Below are 19,598 nucleotides of genomic sequence, written 5' to 3' on the forward strand. Positions count from 1 at the left end.
GATAAGAAATGAGAGAGGAGTCATTCTTTTGATAAAAAATGCAATACTTTATATTTTAAGAAAGAAAAAGAAAAGTTTAATATTAATCACGATATTTAGCGTTATTCTATCTTGTATATTTGCTTGTATGAGGTTATTATCTACGACTTCTATGGTGCAACATCAATTAAAACAAACGACAACTTCTTCGTTTGAATTTAGAAAAAAAGATGGAACAAGTTTTTCATTCAAACAAGTGGAAGAGATGAAGAAAGTTGCAGATAATGAGTCTTTAGAAAAACATTATCAAACCATTGCAAAATTAGAAAATCACTCAGTTGTGACAGGTGAAGAAAAAATTCAACGAGATGATATTGATGAAGAAATGCAAAATGTTGTTTCGCTCAATTCTAGTAGCCAAGTGAATCGAGAAAAACTATTCTCAAGTGGAGTTTTCTCATTGTTAAAGGGAAAAATGATAGAAGCAACGGATGTTCATAAAATTATGATTCATGAAGAATTAGCTTCTAAAAATCAATTAAATCTTGGAGATACGATAACCCTTGATGTAATCCAACAAGAAACTGGAGAGAAGAAAAAAGTAGACTATGAAATTGTTGGAATTTTTTCTGGGAAAAAGCAAGAAACGTATACAGGATTAACTTCTGATTTTAGTGAAAATACAGTATTTACGGATTATGAATCCATTCGAAAAGTAATCTCTAGTGAATTAGGGGAAGTTGTAACAGGATTAAATATATTTGCTTCTTCAAGTGAAGAATTACTAAAAATGAAACAAGCTATAGAAGCTTTACCATTCAATTGGGAAGAATTTGTAATCGAGGAGCAAAAGCAAGATTTTGATGATATTTTAGAAAGTATTACAGGTCTTCAAAGCATAGTTCAGTGGATGACAGTTGGAATTTTAATCGCTGGTGCGGTAGTTCTATCCTTAATGCTAATGTTAAGTGTGCGAGAAAGAATTTATGAGATTGGTATTTTATTATCGATTGGAATTCATAAAGCTTGGATTATTGGAAAATTTTTTGTTGAATTATTCTTATTAACGATTCCAGCTGTTTTTGTTTCGCTTGCATTAGCACCTATGATGGTTCATCAATTAATGAATGGATTTATATCGATGGATTCGGGACAAACTTCTTTAGGAAACTTTATTTCAAAAGGAGCACAACAAGGAGTAATGACTGTTTTTAGTCAAAGTTATGCATTATTAGCAATGGTGATTGTATTCTCACTTGCTGTAACATTAGGAATCTTTTTAATGAAAAAACCAAAAGAAATATTATCAAAAATGAGTTAGGAGAATGAACATGAGTGTATTATCAATGAATAAAGTAAGTTATCAATATAAGGAAGCACGTCAATCTGTGTTATCACAAATTGATCAAGAATTTGAAGCAGGTAAATTTTACGCGATTATTGGAAAATCTGGTTCTGGGAAATCAACATTATTATCTCTATTAGCAGCGCTAGATAATCCAACAAGTGGAAAGATTTTATTTGAAGGAGAAGATATTCAAGAAAAAGGAGATAGTTATCATCGTAAACATCATATTTCCTTAGTATTCCAAAATTATAATTTAATTGATTATTTAACTCCATTAGAAAATATTCGATTAGTTAATCCTACAGCTACAAAAGAAATTTTATTACAGTTAGGATTAGAAGAAAGTCATGTGAATCGTAATGTTTTAAAATTATCAGGGGGACAACAACAAAGGGTAGCTATTGCTCGTGCATTGGTTTCAGAGGCTCCAATTATTTTAGCAGATGAACCAACAGGAAATTTAGATGAACATACAGCGGGTGAAATTATAGATGTATTAAAATCACTGGCAAAAGAAAGAAAAAAATGTGTCATTGTTGTAACACATAGTAAAGAAGTAGCAAATGCTGCAGATACAATATTAGAATTACGTGAAACAAAACTTCACGAAGTGAAATAAGTAGAGGGAGATGGAATAGGATGAAAAATGCATTTGCTTATATTTCAAGAAAAATCTTCAAATCATTCGTATTATTTGTCGTTGTACTATCCATGGCGACATTAAGTATGATTGGATTATCCATGAAAGATGCAACAAATCAAGCTTCAAAAGAAGTATTTAAAAATATTACAAACAGTTTTTCAATGGAAATTAATCGTCGTGTGAATCAAGGAACACCTCGTGGTGGAGGAAACATTAAAGGAGAAGATATTAAAAAAATCTCTGAATCTCCAGATATCGAAGGAACGGTTAAACGAATTAATAGTGTAGCTGATTTAGCAGATTACGATATTATTGAAACAAAAGAAACTCAAGGAGTGTTAACACCTGATCGTATTAAGAAATTTAAACGTGCGGTTATGTTAACTGGGGTTAATGATTCTGCGAAAGAAAATAAATTTGTTTCTGGCGCTTATCAATTGGTAGAAGGAAGTCCACTAGTAGAATCAGATAAACATAAAATTTTAATGCATAAAGATTTAGCTGAAAAAAATCATTTAAAAGTAGGCGATAAAATTACATTAAAATCAAATATTTATGATGCTGATAATGAAAAAGGTGCAAATGAAACAGTAGAAGTTGAAATTAAAGGACTATTTGATGGTCACAATAAAACGAGAGTTACAGCAGCACAAGAATTATATGAAAATACTTTAGTAACTGATATTCATACAGCAGCTAAAGTATATGGAAATACAGAAGATACAGCAGTGTATCAAGATGCGACATTCTTTGTAAAGGGAAATAAAAATCTTGATACAGCGATTAAAGATTTAGGGAAATTAGCGATTAATTGGAAATCTTATAATTTAGTAAAAAGTTCTTCTAACTTCCCAGCCTTACAACAATCAATTTCTGGGATGTATGCTATCGCAAATAAATTATTTATTGGCTCTATTGCATTTGCAGGAATTACAGTGGCATTACTATTATTCTTATGGATGAATGCTCGTCAAAGAGAAATTGGTGTTCTATTATCGATTGGCTTATCTAAAATGGAAATATTTGGACAATTTGTATGGGAGTTATTGTTCATTAGTTTACCAGCCTTTGTAGGTGCAACAGGAGTTGCTATTTTGACTGGAAAAACAGTTGGAAATCAATTACTTGCAAGTGTTACTTCAAGTATTGCAAAACAAATGGGAAAACAAGCAGCCTCAACGGGTCTAGGTGGTGGAGCTGAAGTAGATGGCTTTAATAAGACATTAACTTCTTTAGAAATGGTGATTCAACCAACAAATGTACTTTATGTTGTTGGATTTATGATTGTGGTATTAGGCATTGCGTTAACGATTGCCAGTGTGAAAACATTTAGTAAAAATCCTAAAGAATTATTAATGGATGTTGAATAGAAGTTCAAAAACACAAAGGGAGAAAATGATGAACCTCTAGGAACCATAAACTGTAAACAAAAATGAAATAGATAAATAAAATGAGCAGACAATGAATAAAAAAGATTCTAAGTCTGCTCATTTTTTATGAAATGACAAGGACAGAAATAAGAAAATCATTTATAATAAGATTGAGAGGAGATGAAGCTGTGAGAATTTTAATGGTTGAAGATGAAGCACCGATTCGTGAAGGAGTCTGTGATTATTTAAGTGAATGTAATTATGAGATGATTGCTGCTAGGGATGGACAAGAAGCGATAGATTTATTTGATTCAAATGAAGTTCATTTAGTGCTATTAGATATTCAATTGCCGAAAAAGAATGGATTAGAAGTACTAGAATATATTCGAAGAAAAAGTTCAATCCCTGCATTAATGTTAACAGCTTTTAGCGATGAAGAATATCAATTAAAAGCGTATAGTCAATTAGCGGATGGATATATTGAAAAACCATTTTCCTTACCTGTTTTAAAAGCGAGAATTGATGCTTTAATGAAACGTTATTATCCGGACACAGAAGTGTTTACGTATCAAAATACGAGTGTGAATTTCTCTAGTTATACAGCAACTCTTTCTGGTGAAAAAGTAGATATGAATGCTAAAGAAATTGAGATTTTAAAATGTTTAGTCGATCATGAAGGGCAAGCATTAAGTAGGCAACAAATTATTGATCAAGTTTGGAAAGAAACAGATGAAATTCCTTTCGATCGAGTGATTGATGTCTATATGAAGGAATTACGTAAAAAATTAGCATTGGATTGTATTATTACAATTCGTAATGTGGGATATAAATTGGAGAGACTATGAAATCATTAAAAATATTTCCAAAAATTTTAGCGACAACTTTTTTCATTTTAAGTATGCTAGTTATCGGTATTCATATTTCGATTTATTTTATTTTTCCAAAAACTTATTTAGAAACGAAAAAACAGGAGCTAAGTATCAAAGCAGACCAAATTTCATCCAATCTAAACTTTAAAGAAGAAAGTCAAATTATGGATTTTGTGAACTTGTATTCCAAAGGAAATGATATTACTTTGATGGCAGGAGAGGGGACTGCTTCAAATGAATTGGAGATTAGTCAAGGAATCCCAGCTGATTTTTCAAGTCATACAAATTCTTTAGTCATTGAAGAGCGACAAATTCAAACGAAAACGGGAGAAAATTTAAACTTACAATTTATAACAACGACTGATTTACAAAAAGAAGCTATTTCTTTAAGTTGGAAATTTTTACCATATACTTTGTTAGTATCGTTCGTGATGTCATTGATGATAGCTTGGATTTATGCGAGAATTATAACGAAACAAGTTCAACAGATGAAAAAAAAGATGAGAAAAATGAAACAATTGGATCGTTATGCTTTGTTAGAAGTTCAGACGACTGATGAGATTGGTGAATTAAAATCACAAATTAATCAATTGTATATTAATTTATTACAAGTGATTGATGATGTAGAAGAAAAGAATGAAACGATTCTTCAATTAGAAAAAATCAAATATGAATTTTTCCGTGGACGTTCGCATGATTTAAAAACCCCTTTAGCAAGTTTAAAAATTATTTTAGAAAATATGAAATATCATATTGGAAAATATAAAAATCGTGATTATTATATTGATGAATGTATTCAAATTGTCGATGGACTTACAGAAAAAGTAGTTGAATTATTAAGAGAATCTAAGGAAGCTCTAGGAGAAAAAGCAAAATGGATTTCTATAGAAGAAGAAATTCAAAAAGTGACTCAGGAACATCAGTGGATTGCAATGAAGAGAAATTTAACGATTCATAGTCATATTGTTTCAAAGCAATTATTAATCGGACAGGAAGCGTTTAAAATGGTTCTTTCCAATATTTTTACGAATGCATATCAATATGCTAAAAAAGGTTCTGTCATTCGAATTGTTTCAGATGAAAATTGTTTCATGATTCAAAATGAAATAAATGATGCCATAGAAGAAATGAATGACCTATTAGAAGAAAATCAAAAGAAAACAGGAATTGGTTTATTAGTCGTTCAAAATTTACTAGAACATTACGGGTTTAGTTATCATCTAGAAAAGGGTGGAAAGCAAGTAACAGTTACAATAGAGTTTCCAAAAAATATGGAGTGAAAGAAGAGGTACATTTCCAAATAGAAGGAAGTGTGCTTCTTTTTTATGAGAATAGTTGCGTTTCCCTAAAAGAGTTAGTAAACTAATTTTATGAGAAAAGTAGGTGAGAGAATGAAAACGAGTTATGCAGTCGTGGATTTAGAAACAACGGGTCCTAAATTTGAAGAAGGTGGAAGAATTTTCCAATTTGGCTGTTCCATTATTGAACAGGGAGAAATTGTTACTCAAGTAGATTTGTATATCAATCCAGAGACAACGATTCCTTACGATATTCAGCAATTAACAGGAGTCGACAAGAAAGAAGTGAAGCAAGCACCGTATTTTGATGAAATTGCCTCAACTATTTTTCAATTATTAGAAGGAAAAACATTTGTAGCGCATAACATTGGTTTTGATTATTCCTACTTAGTAGAAAGTTTTAGAGAATTAGCAGGAATTGAATGGAGTGCTCCCTGTGTAGATACTGTTCAATTAGCGCAAATTTGTTATCCGACGATTGAGAGTTATCGTCTGCAAGATTTAACGCAATTATTAGAGATTCCACATCAACAAATTCATTCAGCAGGAAGCGATGCGTATGCAACTGCTCAATTATTTTTAAACTGTTTAGAGGAATTAGAACAATTGCCTGTCCCTACTTTACAGCAAATGTCATTATTTGCAGATAGTTTGATGGCTGAAACAGGGCAAGTGATTCGTGACTGTTGTCAAAATGTTTCATTAGCTTCAAAAGAATTTATTTTTATAGAGGGATTTGCATTGAATCCTATTGTTGAAAAAGAGGAAGTTGAGAGTCAGCCACAAAAATGGAATGCATTGGAACTTTATCATCAATTAGTAGAAAAACAGGTGATTGAGTATCAACCTTTACAAGTTCAATTAATCGAATTTATGTTAGAACGATTGAATTATGGACATTCGATTAGTTGGGTAGAAGCGGAACCTGGACTTGGAAAAACGTTAGCTTATTTATTAGTGTCTTTACAAGTACAGTCACAAAATCATCCAATATGGATTGCAACTTCGACGATTTTACTACAACAACAAATATTAGAGCAGGAAATAAAACCATTGGAAGAAGGGTTAGGAATCTCACTTTCAATCTCAACAGTTAAAGGACAAGAGCATTATCTTTCATTGTCTGGATTTAGAGAAGTGTTAGAAAAATATGAGCAATATCAAAATCAGAAAAGTGCTTTAACAGTCATTGGATTATTAAAATGGCTAGCACATACAACTTCAGGAGATTTATCCGAATGTAATTCTTTATTTTACCATCGTGAAATATGGAAGAAAATTACTAGAAAAGAAAGACAGTTTTCTAAAATGGATTTCTATCGTAGAGCGATACGACATGCGAGAAATGCTAAACTTGTGATTACAAACCAAGCGTTTTTAGTCCAATATTTAAAACAAGTTCCTCAAAGAGACCATTTTGATAAACCAATTGTGATAATGGATGAAGTACAACAATTGGAGCATGTTTTAGAAAGCCAAGAACAAAAATTATTAGAATTTGATGCATTATGGCAAATACAAATGGAGTGGAACGAATATCATTTAGAAAGTTATTTAGAAATGTCGAGTTCTCAAGAACATCAATCCAGACAAATTAATCGTCGATTACTTGAGATTTGTGACTTATATGAAGAATGGATGCAAATGATTCGAAAAGAAAGTTATCCTACTTCAGTGATATTGCTATCTGCAGAAGAATGGGAGAAGAGTATTCATCATCAAACATTAGCAGCGGTAAAATCAGCCTGTATTGATTTATTAAAACTAATATTTGATTTTAAAGGCAATGATGAACTGGTTCAAAAAACTCATGCTTGTTTACAAAAAAATGTTCAAGAAATGGTTCTCTTATTAAAACAAGAAGAGGGATATGTAGCAGTTTCATATGTATTGAAAAAAGGGCAATATAGTTTACAGCTAGAAAGTATGAAATCTGCATTAAAAATGTGGAGAGACATTCAACCCTATATTCATCAGTATATTGGGATTTCTGCAACCATTCCAATCTTCACGCCACTATTTCATTCAATTGTAAAATCAGAAGAGGGATTATTTTTACCAAAAACATATCAAAATTTTGAACACACTGTATTGATACCTACGGATTTACCGACTCCTTCTATCATTGTGACACCTGAAAGAGTGGATTTATTAGCGAAACAATTACTAGAAATTTATCAAAGAAAACAAGGAAGATGTCTAGTATTAGTTCATTCAATTGAAATGTTAGAGGAATTGGAACAAGTGTTATTAGAACATCCAGAAATTCCTTTATTAGTCCAACGAACCAATCAGTCTAGTAGAAAAGTTCAGCGGAAATTTCAACAACAAGAATCTGTCTTATTATTAGGCGTGTATAGTTTTTGGGAAGGCTTTGATAGCGGAGATGTTTCGATTGATCAATTAATCATTCCAAAACTTCCGTTTCCAAATCCTACGCAATTAGAACAAAGAGTCATTGCTGAGGAAATGAAATTACAAAATCGTCATTATTTCCAAGATTATGCTTTGGAAAAAATGTTGCAACAATTTTATCAAGGATTAGGAAGAATGAATCGTCCGCATCAAGAAAAGGCAGAAATATGGATTTTAGATACACGTTCTATCAATTCTCCATATGCGAATCGAGTGATGCAATGTATTCCAAATCGAGCAAAGGTTTATGCTCAAACTTTTAGAAAATTAATTCATAAAACAATCAAAGAAAATGGCAGTCTATAATGCTGTCGTTTTTTGTATTCAAGTAATTTTTGAGAAATCCAATGAAAAAAGTTTAAAAATGAACAATATTTAGTTTAAAATCTTGTAAATAAGAGTATAATAGGAAGAAATTAGTGTATCGTTTTCACACTGATTAGAAGCAAGTTCCTATTACAATTATAAGGAGAATGAGGATGAAAATATTATTTATTGCTGCAGAAGCATCCCCTTTTGTAAAAATTGGTGGACTGGGAGATGTGATTGGTTCGCTTCCAAAAGCATTACAAGCTGAAGGAGTAGAAGCTAGAGTGGTGTTACCTTTATATTCTAGTATCAATCGTGAAAAATTTCCTTTAGAATATAAAAAATATATTTTTGTACAGTACGGTTGGAGACATGCCTATTGTGGTATTTTTGAATGTCAAATTGATGGAATTACTTATTATTTCATTGATAATGAACAATATTTTAATCGCTCATCCGTATATGGACAAGATGATGATGGTGAACGTTTTGCATTCTTTTCTAAAGCTGCTTTAGAAATTTTACCACATATTGATTACCAACCAGATATCATTAATGCAAATGATTGGCATACAGCACTATCGATTATTTATTTAGATGATTTCAAATCAAGAGGTTTGGAATTTTATCAAAACATAAAATCAGTCATTTCCATTCATAATATCGAGTTTCAAGGGAAATTCAATCCATACGAGATGGGCAATTTATTTGGATTAGATAATAAATATTTTGACGCTCTAATTTATAACGGTGATTTGAATTTATTAAAAGGAGCCATTCAATTAGCGAACCGTGTGAATACAGTGAGTCAAACATATGCAAAAGAAATTTTAAATCCATATTTTTCATATGGTTTAGATAAAATTTTGCAAGTGGAACAAGGAAAATTAGTGGGAATCGTGAATGGACTAGACACGAATGTATTTAATCCAGAAACAGATTCACACCTTGAAAAAAATTATTCATTATCAACTATATCTGACAAAGTAGAAAATAAATTAGCCTTTCAAAGACAAATGGCCTTAGAAGAAAATCCTCACAAGATGATGGTAGGAATGGTTACGAGATTAACCCATCAAAAAGGAATTGATTTAGTATTAGATGTAGCTGACCAATTGTTAGACTTAGGAATTCAATTAGTGATTTTAGGAACAGGTGATGCACACTATGAATCAGCCTTACGTTCCTTAGAATATCGCAGACATGATGCTGTTAGAAGTTTAATCATGTTCTCAAGTGAAATGTCTTCAAAAGTATATGCTTCGTGTGATGCATTTTTAATGCCTTCTAAAACTGAACCATGTGGGTTATCACAATTAATCTCGATGCGTTATGGAACGGTTCCAATTGTTCATCGTGTAGGTGGATTGTATGATACAGTTCAACCATTTGATGGAGTTTATGGTACTGGATTTACTTTTGAAAGCTTTAATTCAGGAGATTTATTAGATGCAGTAAGACGTACAAAAGAGGTCTACGATTATCAAAAAGAAAATTGGGCTTCTATTGTATCTCAAGCAATGAGTAAAGATGTTAGTTGGAATCAATCAGCTAAGCAATATGTTTCGTTATATCAATCAATTTTATAAAAGGATAAAGGTGATTTATTGTGAATTCATTAAATTTTCAAAAACGTATGGAACAAACATTACAAATTCAATTTGGCGTAACGATTGATTATGCTAGTAAACGTCAAGTTTACGAAGCGATGATGAGAAGTGTTCGTGAGATTTTATCTCAAAAGAAATTCGGATATGAACAAGAATTAAAAAAACGTAGAGTGAAACGTGCATATTACATGTCGATGGAATTTTTAGTTGGAAGAACGTTAAGAAATAATTTATTTAACTTAGGAATTGAAAAAGAAATTGAATCTTATTTGAACCAATATCACATTTCTTTAGATGAAATTTATCAAATTGAACCTGATCCAGGTCTTGGAAATGGTGGTTTAGGTCGTCTAGCTTCTTGTTATTTAGATGCATTAACAAGTCAAGATTACTCAGTAACAGGATTTTCTATTCTTTATGAATATGGGATTTTTAAACAAGTGATTAATAATGGTTGGCAACAAGAGTTTCCAGATCACTGGTTAGATTTAGGGAAATATGGCTTAGTTTATCGTAGTGATGAAGAAGTAGAAGTTCGTTTCTATGGAAATATTAAAGAAGAAATGACACCAGAAGGATTCCGTGTGACTCATGAAGATTATACAGCTATTCAAGCAGAACCATATGATTTATTAATTTCAGGCTATGATACAGATACAGTTAATACATTGCGTTTGTGGGAAGCAAAAGCTAAAACTGGATTTAATATGAAATTATTTGAACGTGGAGAATATTCTCGTTCTTCAGAAGCAGAAGCAATTGCATCTTCTATTTCTAAATTATTATATCCAGCAGATAGCACAAGAGAAGGAAAAGAATTACGTATTAAACAACAATATTTCTTTATTAGTGCATCTCTACAACAATTATTGAAAAAACATTATCATGAATATGGAACTTTAGAGAATTTCCATGAATATGCAGCACTTCATATTAATGATACTCACCCTGCGATGGCAGTAGCTGAATTTATGAGATTATTAATTGATGAATATCATTATTCTTGGGAAAAATCATGGGATATCACTACGAAAACATTTGCGTATACAAATCATACGATTATGTCTGAAGCATTAGAAAAATGGGCAGTGGACTTATTCCAACCAATTCTTCCAAGAATTTATTCTATTATAGAAGAAATTAATCGTCGCTTCTGTCAATGGGTGATTGATATGGGGTATGAAATGACATTACCAGAAACAGCGATTATTTATGATGGTATGATTAAGATGGCGAACTTATCCATTGTGGGTAGTCATTATGTCAATGGTGTATCAAAATTGCATAGTGATATTTTAGTGGACTCTACTTTCCGTGCATTTTATTCTTTATATCCGGATAAATTTGGTAATGTGACAAATGGTATTGCACATAGAAGATGGTTAGGACAAGCTAATCCTGAGTTAACGAATTATTTAGAATCTTTAATTGGAATTGATTTTGTCAAAGATTTATCGAAAATTTCTAAATTATTAGAGTATCAAGATGATGAGAAAGTTTTACATGCATTAAAAAATATTAAACATCAGAAGAAACAACAATTAGCAGCTTATATTCAAGATACATTAGGAATTACGGTAAATCCAAATTCTATTTTTGATGTACAAGTGAAGAGACTTCATGAATATAAACGTCAATTATTAAATGCTTTGCATATTGTTTATTTATATCAAGCAATTAAATATCAAGGATTAAGACCAACACCAAGAACATTTATTTTTGCTGCAAAAGCTTCATCTGGATATGATATGGCGAAAAATATTATTAAATTTATTCATTCAATCTCGCAATTAATTGAAAGTGATGAATTAGTGAGAGAATATATTAAAGTAGTTTTCATTCCAGATTATAAAGTAAGTCTTGCAGAAATTATTTTACCTGCAGCGGATGTCAGTGAACAAATTTCTCAAGCGGGTAAAGAGGCAAGTGGTACTGGGAATATGAAATTGATGTTAAATGGAGCCATTACATTAGGAACATTAGATGGTGCCAATGTTGAAATTCTTGAAGCGGTGGGAGAAGACAATATTGTAATTTTCGGATTAGAAACAGAAGAAGTGAATCAATTAGTAGAAGAAGGATACAAACCTTGGGAATGGTATAATCGTTCTGAAAGAGTGAAACAAACACTTGATTTCATTCGTACGATGACGGTTGGTGGTATGAACTTTAATTTCTTAGTAGATTATTTATTGAATCATGATCCATTTATGTGTTTAGCTGATTTTGAATCTTATATTCTTGCGCAACAACAAATTGAAGCTGCATATAATAATGAAAAACAATGGCAAAAAATGAGTTTAGTAAATACTGCAAAAGCGGGTATTTTCTCAGCGGATCGTTCTGTTAAGGAATATGCGGACAGAATTTGGCATATTACCCAAGTGAAATAATAGAAATTGACTTTTCTGAAGTAGCGAAGGACGGTGGCGACTTCGCAAAAGCGAATCTCATGTCTAATGTTACTGCGAAAAGTTATTTTAATATGGGAGGCTAGGCAAAAAGTCTCTTTTTATAAAACTAAAGAATCTATTATAGATTTTCTAGTTTAATAGCGGTATACTTGTAGCAGTATTTCTAGAAGGAGCTAGAGTAAATGGGTGTAATCATAAATGTTATAGCGATTGTGATTGGTACAATCATTGGATTATTCTTAAAACGAGGAATGTCTGAAAAGATGTCTTCTCATATTATGCAAGGTCTTGCATTAATCACGTTTATCATTGGAATAAAAGGAGCTTTAGTAGATCAAGATATGATTTTGTTAATTGTTTCGATTTCACTAGGAGGATATCTTGGAGAAATGATGCAATTAGAAGAGAATATTCGAAAATTTGCAGAGTGGGTTCAAGATAAACTATCAAAAGAGGGGGCTCAAAATCAATTGGCAGAAGGTTTTGTGTCAGCTGTATTAATCTTTTGTGTTGGAGCGATGGCGGTAATGGGGTCTCTTGAAGCAGGATTGAGAAATAATCACGGTATTTTAATAACGAAAGCTTTAATTGATGGATTTGCTTCTATTATACTAACAACTACAAAAGGAGCAGGAGTGATGTTATCCGCATTAGCCATTCTTTTGTATGAAGGGGGAATGATGGTTCTCGCTCAATTTGTAGCACCTTATTTAAGTGAATCGATTGTCTATGCAATGTCTGCAGTGGGTTCTTTATTGCTCGTAGCATTGGGATTAAATTTATTAGAATTAACAAAAATAAAAGTCATGAACTTTTTACCTGCAATGTTTTTACCGATTCTGTTAATTCCATTATTTAGTCTCATTCGTGGATAAGATAAAAATAAGAGAGTGAATAGGATTTCTATTCACTCTCTTTTGTATGAAATTAAGCTAATTCAATCGCTCCAAAACTATTTGGTCCTACTACAATTCCGTGAGGAGTAGGGTAAAATTCACCTTTTTGGTAAAGGCTATCTCCTGAATAGTTTGCAAGGAAATGAGCAGAATCATCTAAATTGATAATACATAGTAATTTATCACGTTTATAAGCAATACAGCCATCTGTTACTTTAACGATGTCACAGTCTGCTTTAAAATCTTCTTGATGTTGATGTCTAAAGTTCGTTAATTCTTGATAGAATGCTAATACTTCATCATCTTTCTCGTTGAATTTGAAAGGCATACGATTATATGGATCTCTAAAGCCATACATACCAATTTCATCTCCATAGTAAATACAAGGAACACCAGGAAGAGTAAATTGAATAAAGGATGCGACAAAGAATCTTTCTTTTGCTAATTGATATTCACTAGCAGTCAGTTTATAATCTGGTCGTTTTTCAATAGGGAATTCTTCGGGTTTGTCAAACGCTAAAATCGTTAAAATTCTTTCTGTATCATGGCTCGATAATAAGTTCATTAAAACATCTAATGCGGGTTTTGGATAGTTTTCTAATAACTCTAGTAAAGCAAGAGAAAACTGACGGGCATCTTTATGTTTAACATAGCGAATAATCGCATTTCTCCAAGGATAATTCATCACACTATCGAATTGTTTTCCTAAGAAATATCTTCTTCTTGTGTTGTAAGAGAATTTTGTCGTAGCATCTTCCCAAACTTCTCCTAATAAGAAGCAATCTGGATCTTCTTGTTTAGCAGACTTTCTTAATTGATCAATGAAACAATCAGGAAATTCATCGGCTACATCAATTCGCCATCCGCTAATACCTAAACGTTGCCAATAAGGAATAACACCATTTTTAGCATTGAACATAAATTCTTGATACTCCTTATTTTCTTTGATAACAGTTGGTAAATTTGTGAATCCCCACCATGATTGATACACATTTGGAAACTCATTAAACGTAAACCATGGATAATAAGGAGAATCTTGAGATTGAAAAGCTCCTATACTGTCATAATGTCCATAACGATTGAAATATATACTATCTGCACCCGTATGGCTAAATACTCCATCTAATGTAATCCGAATATCTTGTTCTTTAAAATCTTTGCATAAATCTTTAAAGTCTTGAACAGTTCCTAAATAAGGATCCACATTAAAGTAATCAGAAGTAGAGTAGCGATGATTTTCAGAGCTTTCAACAATCGGATTTAAGTAAATACTATCAATCTTCAATTGTTTAAAGTAAGGTAATTCTTCATGAATCCCTTTTAAATTTCCCATAAAGAAATCTTGTGCACGATAATCTTCATGTGTAATAGAAGAATAAGGAATAGCATTCCAGTCGTCATGTCTAATACGCATATCTTCATTCGCAGCAACGGTTGCTTGATAATGAGCACTCTTCTTAAAGCGGTCTGGGAAAATTTGATACATAATACTTCCTTTCATCCAGTCTGGTGTTTGGAAGTCCGCATCATAAACTGTTAATTGCCATGAAGCATAAGACTGTTCTTCCATAGTAAAGACAGCATTAAATTCATGTTTTTTCAAATATCCGATAGAATCATCAAATGTGATTTCAAAATCGTAAAAATAAAGTCCAGTTTCTAATGCTGGAATGTTGGCAATATATTTACGAAATTGTTCTTTTAATACATCAGTTGGTTCCAATGTATAAATATATTTTTGTTGTGTAAAATCATTCAATAAGTTTAATGAAATTTGTTTAAAATAAAAATCTTGGTGAACCCATACTTCAAAAAGAATGTCTTGAGAAGAAGAGACTGCACCTTTTGGATATTTATCTTGAAGAGGATTAAATTGAATCAAGAAATATCTTCCTTTCTTTTTATAAGCAATATTAAATTAATTGTAGTATAAAATGATAAAAAAAGAAATAGTTTGTGCGAAAAAGAATTTGAAACATCTCAAAAAGATAAAACGCTTTACTTTTTTGTGGAAAAATGAAAAAAATATACGAAAAGTCACAACCTTATGCTATAATTAACCCATAAGTAAACAGAAACAAATGAAATAGCGCTTTTTTTATTAGCAGAAAATGAAAACGCTTTTTGTGAAAAGTAAAACGTATTGATAAAAAGGAGGATATTTCTATGGATTATTCTTTGGATAAATATTTATTTCATGAGGGGAAAAACTTTCGGACGTATGAATTTTTTGGTTCGTTTCTTGATGGCAATCAATGTACCTTTAGAGTCTGGGCGCCACATGCTCAAGCGGTTTTTGTTTCGGGTGATTTTTGTGGATGGGAACCAACAGTTCATGAATTAACAAGAATCAATAATGAAGGTATTTTTGAAGGAACTGTTTCAAATGTTCGCCCATATGATTCTTATAAATATGTGATTAAAGCTTCCGATGGAAGAGTGTTGTGGAAAGCAGATCCGTATGCAAGACATGCGCAAACTCGTCCAGAATCAGCTTCTAAAGTATATGAAGATCAAAATTATTTATGGAAAGATGAAACATGGTTAAAACAAAGATCCATTCCTTTCCAACAACCAATGAATATATATGAAGTTCATTTAGGCTCATGGAAGCGTGGAAAAAATGGAGAGTTTCTAAGTTATCGTCAATTAGCAGATACTTTAATTCCATATGTAAAGCAAATGCATTATACGCATATCGAATTACTGCCAATTACAGAATTTCCATATGATCCTTCTTGGGGGTATCAAGTGACAGGATACTTTGCTGTGACATCTCGTTTCGGAACTCCAGATGATTTTAAATATTTAATTGATAAAGCTCACCAAAATGGCATTGGCATTATTTTAGACTGGGTACCAGGACATTTTACAAAAGATGAGTATGGTTTATATGAATTCGATGGAGAATGTTGTTATGAATACTCTGATGAACGTAAAAAAGAACATAAGTCATGGGGAACACGAGTATTTGACTATGGACGTGGAGAAGTTTGTTCCTTCTTATTCTCTAGCGCTTGTTACTGGATTGAACAATTCCATTTGGATGGATTACGCGTAGATGCAGTAAGTTCTATGCTGTTTTTAGATTATGACCGTCCACAGCACTTAGCTGCTAAAAATATTTACGGTGGAAATGAGAATTTAGAAGTACTAGATTTCTTTAAAACATTAAATTATTATGTTCAAGAAAATTATCCAGGTGTGATGATGATTGCAGAAGAAGCAACAGCTTATCCGAAAATTACTGCACCAATTCAAGACGGCGGACTTGGATTCCACTTCAAATGGAATATGGGATGGATGAATGACAGTTTAGATTATATTGAAGAAAATCCAATTTATCGTCAATGGTCTCATAACAAATTAACGTTCTCTATGTGTTATGCATTTGTGGAAAGCTTTATTTTACCGATTTCTCATGATGAAGTCGTTCATTTGAAAAAATCATTATTAGATAAATTCCCAGTTGGTTATGATGATAAATTTTCTAATTATAAAACATTTTTAGGATATATGTTTGCTCATCCAGGTAAAAAATTAACCTTTATGGGAACAGAAATTCCCCAATTTATCGAATGGGATGAAAATAAAGAATTAGATTGGATGTTATTAGATTTCCCTTCTCATTATAATGCGCATCGATTCGCTCAAGAATTGAATCAGTATTATCGTAAAACACCAGCTCTTTGGCAACAAGATGGAGGCTGGGAAGGATTTGAATGGCATGTAGTCGATGATGCTTCTCATAATGTATTTGCTTTTTCAAGAAAAGCTGCTGATGGTCAAGAAGTACTTGTCATTTCTAATTTTTCTGGAGAAAATTGGGAACAATATTCTATTGGATTCCATGATGAAAGAAGCTATAAAATGGCATTAAATTCAGATGCTAAAAAATTTGGCGGACAAGGCATTATTAATAGAAATTTAAAAACAAAACAACAACAATGTGGAGAATTCCCATATACACTTCAATTGACGATACCAGCATTCTCAACAATGTATCTTGAGAAAAAATAAATATTTTATTCTGAAAAAATAATAATGTGGGGGATAAACAGATGGCAAGAAAGAAAGAAATGGTTGCAATGTTATTAGCAGGAGGCCAGGGGACTAGATTACAAGTCTTAACGCAAGATATGGCAAAACCTGCAGTACCGTATGGTGGAAAGTATCGTATTATTGACTTTCCATTGTCCAATTGTGCAAATTCTGGAATTTCAACAGTAGGGGTTTTAACACAATTTAAACCTTTGGAATTAAATTCCTATATGGGAAACGGACAACCATGGGACTTAGATAGAACGGATGGAGGATTGTCTATTTTACCTCCTTATACTGCTGGTAAAACTGGAGAATGGTATAAAGGAACAGCACATGCAATCTACCAAAATATTAAGTATATTGAACAATATGAACCTGAATATGTGTTAATTTTATCAGGTGATCATATTTATAAAATGAATTACAACAAAATGTTAGATTTCCATAAGGAAAAAGAGGCAGATTTAACGATTGCCCATATTAATGTCCCAATGGAAGAAGCTCATCGTTTTGGGATTTTGAATACAGATGAAGATTTGAGAATTGTGGAATTTTTAGAAAAACCAAAAAATCCAATTTCTACTAAAGCTTCAATGGGGATTTACATTTTCAATTGGAGAGTATTACGTGAATACTTAATTCGAGATGAAGCAAATCCAGAAAGTGAAAAAGATTTCGGAAAGAACATTATTCCAATGTTATTAGAAGAAGAAAAGAAAATTTATGCATTTCCATTTGAAGGATATTGGAAAGATGTAGGTACGATTGAAAGTTTATGGGAAGCGAATATGGATTTAATTAAATCTCGTGAAGCGTTTGATATTGATGATAAAACGTGGAGAATTTATTATCGCCATGAAGGACGTTTACCTCAATATTTAGGAGAACATGCTGATGTTCAATCTTCAATGATTTCTGATGGAACTTTAGTCTTTGGACAAGTAAAAGATTCAATTATTTCTTCTGGAGTGGTCATTGCAGAAGAAGCTGTTGTAAAAGATAGTATTATTATGCAAAATGTCACGATTGAAAAAGGAGCAACTGTCTATCACTCAATTGTAGCCGAAGGAGCAGTGATTAAAGCAGGCGTATCTATCGGTCACGAAAAAATTGAATTAGGAAAAGATATGATTACGGTAATTGGACGCAATGAAGTCGTCACTGAACCGAAGAAAGCGGGAGGATGCTAAAATGATAAAAGCTTTTGCGATTTTATTTGCAGATAACTATAGACAAGATGATTTACACGGATTAGTTCGTTTAAGAACTTTAGCTTCTCTACCGGTCGGTTCCAGATATCGTTTAGTAGACTTTATGTTATCGTCTTTAGTAAAATCAGGAATTGACAATATTGGAATAGTAACAAATCATAATTATAAATCTTTAAGAGACCATGTAGGCTGGGGAAAAGATTGGGATTTAAACAGAAAAAATAGTGGCTTAACATTAATTACGCCATTATCGAATTATTTATCAAATCGTATTCCTCAAAATAAAATTGAAGCGTTAGTCAATACAATGGTTTATACGGAAGATTTAAGTGAAGAGTATTGTATTTTGGCTGATACGAATATTATTGGGAATATAGATTTTAAAGAAATGTTCCAATATCATCTCGACACTGGATCTGATATTACGGTTGCGTATCACTATCGCAAGCCTGAAATTGGCGAATCTCAGATTATTTTTGACAAAGATTATAAAGTGTATGAAACGTTATATCATTTTAATGGTGGCAGAGAAAAATGTGCGACTCAAGCTAAAATTTATATTATGAAAAAAGAATTGTTAAATGGCATTATTAAAAAGGGAATGACTTTAGGTTGGGAAGATATTTTACGCGATTATGTTTCTAAAAATTTAGATACTTTAAATGTTTATGCGTATGAAATTAAAGGGTATTCAAAAGTCATCAATAGCGTAAAAGATTATTTTGACTTTAATCAAGATTTATTAAAGCCAGAAACATTGACAGCCGTATTTGATAGCGGAGTTGAGATTTTAACACGTGTACAAGATAGTGTTCCGACTCATTATGGAGAACATTCTAAAGTGAAGCGTTCATTATTAGGGGATGGTTCTAGTATTAATGGTACTGTTGAAAATAGTATTATTTTCCGTGATGTTATTATTGAAGAAGGAGCAGTTGTAAAAAACAGCATTATTATGGCAGACTCCATTATTAAAAAAGGTGCAAAACTAAATTACGTTATAACGGATAAAAGCATTGAAGTTCCTGAAGATAAAGAATTATTAGGAACAAGTGAATGTCAAGTCATTGTAGAAAAAAATAAATGTGTGTAATGTTTAGTATAGCTTCCAGTTTGGGAGCTATCTTTTTTTGCTTGTCACTATAAAATACTGGTGCTTTTTACTGGCTTATCGTATAATAAAATTATCTGA

The 19,598-nt window shown here is 31.8% G+C and carries 13 protein-coding genes; 12 read left to right on the top strand and 1 reads right to left on the bottom strand.

Annotated elements, in window-relative coordinates:
* Positions 1-127: 127 nt before the first annotated feature.
* From LK443_RS06735 to LK443_RS06775, 9 genes are all read left to right on the top strand, one after another.
* Entirely contained in the window at positions 128-1,300 is a 1,173-nt protein-coding gene (locus LK443_RS06735; RefSeq protein WP_227931177.1) for an ABC transporter permease, read from the top strand.
* Between the two features lie 10 nt (positions 1,301-1,310).
* Positions 1,311-1,946, top strand: coding sequence for an ABC transporter ATP-binding protein (locus tag LK443_RS06740; RefSeq protein WP_006702415.1), 636 nt, complete (start codon positions 1,311-1,313; stop codon positions 1,944-1,946).
* A gap of 20 nt (positions 1,947-1,966) precedes the next feature.
* A complete protein-coding gene (locus LK443_RS06745) occupies positions 1,967-3,340 on the top strand; it encodes an ABC transporter permease (RefSeq protein ID WP_227931178.1) in 1,374 nt (457 codons plus the stop codon).
* A gap of 188 nt (positions 3,341-3,528) precedes the next feature.
* Entirely contained in the window at positions 3,529-4,185 is a 657-nt protein-coding gene (locus LK443_RS06750; RefSeq protein WP_227931179.1) for a response regulator transcription factor, read from the top strand.
* Positions 4,182-5,489 (top strand): sensor histidine kinase, encoded by a 1,308-nt coding sequence (locus LK443_RS06755; RefSeq protein ID WP_227931180.1) that lies wholly within the window; start codon positions 4,182-4,184, stop codon positions 5,487-5,489. The genes LK443_RS06750 and LK443_RS06755 overlap by 4 nt, the downstream gene beginning before the upstream one ends.
* 111 nt (positions 5,490-5,600) lie before the next feature.
* A complete protein-coding gene (locus LK443_RS06760; RefSeq protein WP_227931181.1) occupies positions 5,601-8,228 on the top strand; it encodes a helicase C-terminal domain-containing protein in 2,628 nt (875 codons plus the stop codon).
* Between the two features lie 173 nt (positions 8,229-8,401).
* Complete coding sequence (glgA, locus tag LK443_RS06765) at positions 8,402-9,820, top strand: glycogen synthase GlgA (protein ID WP_227931182.1); 1,419 nt, start codon at positions 8,402-8,404, stop codon at positions 9,818-9,820.
* 20 nt (positions 9,821-9,840) lie between these two features.
* Complete coding sequence (locus tag LK443_RS06770) at positions 9,841-12,234, top strand: glycogen/starch/alpha-glucan phosphorylase (RefSeq protein WP_227931183.1); 2,394 nt, start codon at positions 9,841-9,843, stop codon at positions 12,232-12,234.
* A gap of 203 nt (positions 12,235-12,437) precedes the next feature.
* Positions 12,438-13,130: a DUF554 domain-containing protein gene (locus LK443_RS06775; RefSeq protein WP_227931184.1), complete on the top strand. Its 693-nt coding sequence runs from the start codon at positions 12,438-12,440 to the stop codon at positions 13,128-13,130.
* A gap of 52 nt (positions 13,131-13,182) precedes the next feature.
* On the opposite strand, the gene LK443_RS06780 is transcribed toward LK443_RS06775, so the two are convergent.
* Positions 13,183-15,033: a glycoside hydrolase family 13 protein gene (locus LK443_RS06780; RefSeq protein WP_227931185.1), complete on the bottom strand. Its 1,851-nt coding sequence runs from the start codon at positions 15,031-15,033 to the stop codon at positions 13,183-13,185.
* A 284-nt stretch (positions 15,034-15,317) separates the two neighbouring features.
* On the opposite strand from LK443_RS06780, the gene glgB reads away from it, so the two are divergent.
* The 3 genes from glgB to glgD are packed head-to-tail and all read left to right on the top strand — an operon-like array spanning position 15,318 to position 19,499.
* A complete protein-coding gene (gene glgB / locus LK443_RS06785; RefSeq protein ID WP_227931186.1) occupies positions 15,318-17,171 on the top strand; it encodes a 1,4-alpha-glucan branching protein GlgB in 1,854 nt (617 codons plus the stop codon).
* Between the two features lie 41 nt (positions 17,172-17,212).
* Positions 17,213-18,385 carry a glucose-1-phosphate adenylyltransferase gene (locus tag LK443_RS06790; protein WP_227931187.1) on the top strand — a complete coding sequence of 391 codons (1,173 nt, stop codon included), beginning with the start codon at positions 17,213-17,215 and terminating at the stop codon, positions 18,383-18,385.
* A gap of 1 nt (position 18,386) precedes the next feature.
* Entirely contained in the window at positions 18,387-19,499 is a 1,113-nt protein-coding gene (gene glgD / locus LK443_RS06795; protein ID WP_227931188.1) for a glucose-1-phosphate adenylyltransferase subunit GlgD, read from the top strand.
* Positions 19,500-19,598 lie beyond the last annotated feature (99 nt).

Source organism: Granulicatella elegans (assembly GCF_020735385.1).
GTDB lineage: Bacteria > Bacillota > Bacilli > Lactobacillales > Aerococcaceae > Granulicatella > Granulicatella elegans_B.

Excerpts from the sequence above, each read along its gene's own strand:
- glgA (WP_227931182.1), top strand. The coding sequence starts at position 8,402 with ATGAAAATATTATTTATTGCTGCAGAAGCATCCCCTTTTGTAAAAATT.
- LK443_RS06735 (WP_227931177.1), top strand. The coding sequence starts at position 128 with ATGAGGTTATTATCTACGACTTCTATGGTGCAACATCAATTAAAACAA.
- LK443_RS06755 (WP_227931180.1), top strand. The coding sequence starts at position 4,182 with ATGAAATCATTAAAAATATTTCCAAAAATTTTAGCGACAACTTTTTTC.
- LK443_RS06760 (WP_227931181.1), top strand. The coding sequence starts at position 5,601 with ATGAAAACGAGTTATGCAGTCGTGGATTTAGAAACAACGGGTCCTAAA.
- glgD (WP_227931188.1), top strand. The coding sequence starts at position 18,387 with ATGATAAAAGCTTTTGCGATTTTATTTGCAGATAACTATAGACAAGAT.
- LK443_RS06745 (WP_227931178.1), top strand. The coding sequence starts at position 1,967 with ATGAAAAATGCATTTGCTTATATTTCAAGAAAAATCTTCAAATCATTC.
- glgB (WP_227931186.1), top strand. The coding sequence starts at position 15,318 with ATGGATTATTCTTTGGATAAATATTTATTTCATGAGGGGAAAAACTTT.
- LK443_RS06740 (WP_006702415.1), top strand. The coding sequence starts at position 1,311 with ATGAGTGTATTATCAATGAATAAAGTAAGTTATCAATATAAGGAAGCA.
- LK443_RS06790 (WP_227931187.1), top strand. The coding sequence starts at position 17,213 with ATGGCAAGAAAGAAAGAAATGGTTGCAATGTTATTAGCAGGAGGCCAG.
- LK443_RS06775 (WP_227931184.1), top strand. The coding sequence starts at position 12,438 with ATGGGTGTAATCATAAATGTTATAGCGATTGTGATTGGTACAATCATT.